5 protein-coding genes and 1 tRNA gene are annotated in these 4,141 nt (G+C 35.8%); 2 read left to right on the top strand and 4 right to left on the bottom strand.

The features are described 5' to 3' along the window. Positions 1 to 24: 24 nt before the first annotated feature. Positions 25 to 360 (top strand): nascent polypeptide-associated complex protein, encoded by a 336-nt coding sequence (locus AOG55_RS02810; protein WP_048102071.1) that lies wholly within the window; start codon positions 25 to 27, stop codon positions 358 to 360. A 2-nt stretch (positions 361 to 362) separates the two neighbouring features. After that, complete coding sequence (gene cca / locus AOG55_RS02805; RefSeq protein WP_048102070.1) at positions 363 to 1,661, top strand: CCA tRNA nucleotidyltransferase; 1,299 nt, start codon at positions 363 to 365, stop codon at positions 1,659 to 1,661. Between the two features lies 1 nt (position 1,662). Here cca and AOG55_RS02800 read toward each other — a convergent pair whose 3' ends face one another. From AOG55_RS02800 to AOG55_RS02785, 4 genes are all read right to left on the bottom strand, one after another. Further along, positions 1,663 to 1,857, bottom strand: a complete 195-nt coding sequence (locus tag AOG55_RS02800; protein ID WP_055032412.1) for a MoaD/ThiS family protein — start codon at positions 1,855 to 1,857, stop codon at positions 1,663 to 1,665. 3 nt (positions 1,858 to 1,860) lie between these two features. Next, positions 1,861 to 1,933 (bottom strand) — tRNA-Gln (locus tag AOG55_RS02795). An 80-nt stretch (positions 1,934 to 2,013) separates the two neighbouring features. Then, positions 2,014 to 2,658 carry a DUF1641 domain-containing protein gene (locus tag AOG55_RS02790; protein ID WP_048102068.1) on the bottom strand — a complete coding sequence of 215 codons (645 nt, stop codon included), beginning with the start codon at positions 2,656 to 2,658 and terminating at the stop codon, positions 2,014 to 2,016. 6 nt (positions 2,659 to 2,664) lie between these two features. Continuing rightward, on the bottom strand, positions 2,665 to 3,900 hold the full coding sequence (locus AOG55_RS02785; RefSeq protein WP_054963864.1) for an NAD(P)/FAD-dependent oxidoreductase: 1,236 nt from the start codon (positions 3,898 to 3,900) through the stop codon (positions 2,665 to 2,667). Between the last annotated feature and the right edge of the window lie 241 nt (positions 3,901 to 4,141).

Here is a 4,141-nt window from a genome sequence, read left to right as displayed (position 1 = left end):
TAAAGTAATTATTATTTAATATTTATGAACCCAAGAGAGCTTAAAAGGATGATGTCCCAAATGGGAATAAAATCCACGGAAATGAATGACGTAAAGGAGGTTGTTTTTAGAGGAACAGATAAGGATTATGTAATTGAGAATGCAAGGGTTACAATGATAGAGGCCCAGGGCCAGAGAACATTTCAGGTTCTTGGCACGATGAAGGAGGTTGAAAAAACAAAAACTGAAAGTCAGGGATTTAACGAGGATGATATAAAACTTGTTATGGAACAGGCCAAGGTTTCAAGGGAAAAGGCAATTGAGGCTTTAAAAAAGGCTGATGGAGAACCTGCACAGGCCATTATTGATCTTCAGAACTAGATATGCTGGATTTAAAAAAATTGCTTGATCAGTACAGTCCCTCAGACGAGGAAAATAAAAAACTTAAATTGGTAGCCAGTAATATAATTAAAAGTTTAAATGATGAGTGCAGTAAATTAAAAATTGATGCAGAGGCTGTGGAGGTTGGATCTGTATCCAAGGATACAAATTTAAAGTGCAGTGATATAGACATTTTCATACTTTTTAACAAGAAATATGATAAGGAATTCATGGAGAATACCGGCCTTAAACTGGGCCATAAAATTCTTCAGGATGGAATTGAAAAATATGCTGAACACCCATATGTATCAGGGCATATTGATAATATAAAGGTGGATATTGTTCCTGCATATAAGATGAACCCAGGAGAAAGAATAGAATCCACTGTTGATAGAACACCACTGCACACAAAGTTTGTAAATGAAAATTCAAATGAAAACATAAGGAATGACATAAGAAAATTAAAAATTTTTATGAAGCAGGTTAATGTATATGGTTCAGAAATTTCAAAATCGGGTTTCTCAGGATATTTATGTGAAATAATGGTTATTAATCTTGGATCGTTTATAAATGTTTTAAAAAAATTTGCAGAAAATAAGGGCAGATTTTTAATTCCTGATGATAAATCGCTTGAAAAAAAATTCCCTGAACCGGTTATAATAATAGACCCTGTTGATACAACAAGGAACGCCGCTGCAGCTGTAAGCCTGGAAAATCTGGCACGTATGGAGATTGCTTCAAAACTTTATCTTGAAACTCCAGAGAATTTACCATTAGGCAGTTTAAATAACAATAACATAAAGGATCGCGGCACATATATGAAAATTTTTACCATGGAAAGACCTGATGTTATTGATGATATAATATATCCACAGGCAGTTAGATTTAAGAATAAACTTTTTGGAATATTTGACAAATATGGATACAGGCCTGTATCATCAGAGATCCTTGTTAATAATAAAATAGAGATATTAATTGAATATGAGAGGGAAAAACCTCCTGATATGCTTATACATTCAGGTCCTCCTGCTGATTCTAATGAGGTTATAAAGTTTATTAAAATATGGATGAATAATGACCGCCTTCTAAGGGGCCCATATATTAATGGAAACAGGCTATATGTCGATATAAAAAATGAGAATACCGATTTTTCAAAAATTTTTGAAACAGAGTTGAAAAAAATTGATATAGGCCGGCATTTAAATCCATTAAAAAATAAAATACATGTAATTGACGTGGATAAAAATACACAGTATGATGTTCTTAAAAAGTTTTATAAAAAAAATATTTTCTTTGATTAACTTATCCACCAGAAAAAACCTCAAGCAAAACAACGTTATCGTCTGGCTTTATAATTTCATCGTCAGTTACCGGATCCCCATTTACAAGAACAACATACTCATCCGGATTTATTTTAAACATACTATAAAGTTCCCTTACAACGCATGGTGATGAAATACTTTCCTCAATTTTATTTCTTCCGATAACCCTTATCATAAACAGCTCCGGGCAGATTTGAACTGCCGTCATCGGATCCAAAGTCCGGTATGCTTGGCCGCTACACCACGGAGCTATAAAACATAATATTTTTAAAATATATAAGAAATTTGAATTGTAGAATAAATATATAAACAAATTTAAAAAAAATTAAAGTTATTTTTTGGCGCAGTTAAACTCGTTAGAGCAGGTTTTACCCAAACTTTTGAGAATTGAGAACACAATTCCAAGACCCTTCTGGGTATCCTCGTCCTTCATGGCATGCAGTGTTCCCATCATGCCACCAACAGGTGTTACAGTTTCATTCTTAATTGCGTTTTCTATTGCCTTTATCATATTTACATAGTGTGGTGTTACGCTGAGGTCAAGTGTTCCAAGGGAGTTTAATATTAATTTATTGTTCATTATTAAATTCATTGTGAAGTCGTTTGATATTAATCCCATAACTGCACCCATTGATTCATCGTCATTCAGTATGCCCATAATCGGGTCTAATAATCCCTTGCCCTGCATTACAGTGATGATTTCAAGCAGGTTTGAAAGTGCCTTAATGTTTTTCTGTTCTGAAATGATCTTTAACATTGCCATTATTGAATCAGATTTTGTTGTCAATGATAGAACATCATCGCTGGTTATAAGGCCAAAGATTGTTTTCATTGTATCTTCATCGCTGAGTATTCCGGATATAACATCCAGGAAACCCATGTTGTCCAGTTTTTTAACCAGCTCTATCAGCCTTGTCAGGCTGGATATATATTCTGGTTTCATCAATTTTTCCAGCTGCTCATCCTCAGTCATCATGTCTTATCACCAGCTTGCGAGATATTTATCCAATGCCATATCTCCATTTGTCCACATAAAGTATTTGGTAAATAATTCCTTCTTTATATGGTTTGTGGGTGAGGGCTGTGCTATCTTTTCATCCCCGCCATAGAATGTTGTATCATTTACTGCTATGGCAAAGCCCTCCAGCGGGTTATCTGCTATACATACCACCTCAGGTGCATATTCCTCCTGCTTTGTTGGCACACCAAGCCTGTTTGCAAGATCTTCCATTGCAATCCTGGATGTCTGCACTGCAAGGAATCCCAGCTTGGGAACTGTGACCTGGTTTGCATCACCACATGCATATACATTGGGGTATGTTACTGACCTCATGTGCTCATCGGTTGGTATGAACCCGCCGTCATCAAATAAATCAGGTGTTGAGTTTGCAACGGCGTCGTTCTTTTCATATGGTGGCAGTATTATTGCAAGATCGGCTTTTATTGTCTTTCCGCTCTCATCCACTATTTCATCCTTCTTAATTTCCTTTAACTTGAAGTTCCATACCATATCAAATCCAGCCTGGGCAAATAGGCTTTTTACGACGCTCCTTGATTCCTTTGCTATATCTGTAAGTATCTCCTCTCCCGGTGAGAATATTGTTATGTGTGTTTTGTCTAAAAGTCCCTTCTTTTTAAGGAATGCCGGAACCATTAAGGAGAGCTCAAATATTGGGCCCTCACATGCTGAGTCTGCCACTGATGCCCAGTTCTTTGGATACTTACCCCTTGGTGTTAATGTGCCCTGATAAAATACTCCGGATCCAATTGCTATGTTTCCTCCCTTCCAGTTTTCAAGCTTCTCATGTAATGCTGTTGCATACTGTGGCTCACATACGCTGTTTCCATATTCTTCCCAGCCCTTGATGTGTTCTATTCCAAGCTTTGCTCCAAAGGCAACAACAAGGTAATCATAGGATGCTTCCTTCTTTTCCTTGCTTGGAAGTTCATATTCTACCTTATTCTTTTTAGCATCAATTTTTGTAACCGTACCAAGTATGAATTTAATTCCCTTTGCCGGTAATGCTGTTGCCAGATCAACCTCAAGCTCTTCAGCTGTTGATACACCTATGGCCACATGTGGCATCCCGGGCCTGAAGGCCGCATATGGTGTGTTATTTATCAATGTAACATCTATTTTATCTCCTAAAAGCCTCTTTGCGGTATAAGCAGCTGTTAACCCTGCAAATCTTCCACCCAAAACTAGTAATTTAGTCATGTTAACTCACTTATTATAATATAATATCATAATATATTAACCTTTTTGTCACAAATATGAATTAAATAACGTAATTATGTAATAATTTTTAAACTCCTGTGAAGGATGGTGTGAATAAAAAGCAATTTTTCATATATGTGATTAAATGGGACGTTTTGTTTCATTAAATGTCGTTTTTGATACATGTTGTTTTGTATATGATAGAAATTGGGTTAAATCCTTAATATTTTTTAAACAGATA

Source organism: Acidiplasma cupricumulans (genome assembly GCF_001402935.1).
Taxonomy (GTDB): domain Archaea; phylum Thermoplasmatota; class Thermoplasmata; order Thermoplasmatales; family Thermoplasmataceae; genus Acidiplasma; species Acidiplasma aeolicum.
Note: the sequence above shows the minus strand (reverse complement) of the source record. Positions and strands in the feature narration are given on the sequence as shown.

What these genes read in the sequence shown, in the direction of transcription:
- AOG55_RS02810 (WP_048102071.1), top strand. Translation starts at nt 25, where the DNA reads ATGAACCCAAGAGAGCTTAAAAGGATGATGTCCCAAATGGGAATAAAA.
- cca (WP_048102070.1), top strand. Translation starts at nt 363, where the DNA reads ATGCTGGATTTAAAAAAATTGCTTGATCAGTACAGTCCCTCAGACGAG.
- AOG55_RS02800 (WP_055032412.1), bottom strand. Translation starts at nt 1,857, where the DNA reads ATGATAAGGGTTATCGGAAGAAATAAAATTGAGGAAAGTATTTCATCA.
- AOG55_RS02790 (WP_048102068.1), bottom strand. Translation starts at nt 2,658, where the DNA reads ATGATGACTGAGGATGAGCAGCTGGAAAAATTGATGAAACCAGAATAT.
- AOG55_RS02785 (WP_054963864.1), bottom strand. Translation starts at nt 3,900, where the DNA reads ATGACTAAATTACTAGTTTTGGGTGGAAGATTTGCAGGGTTAACAGCT.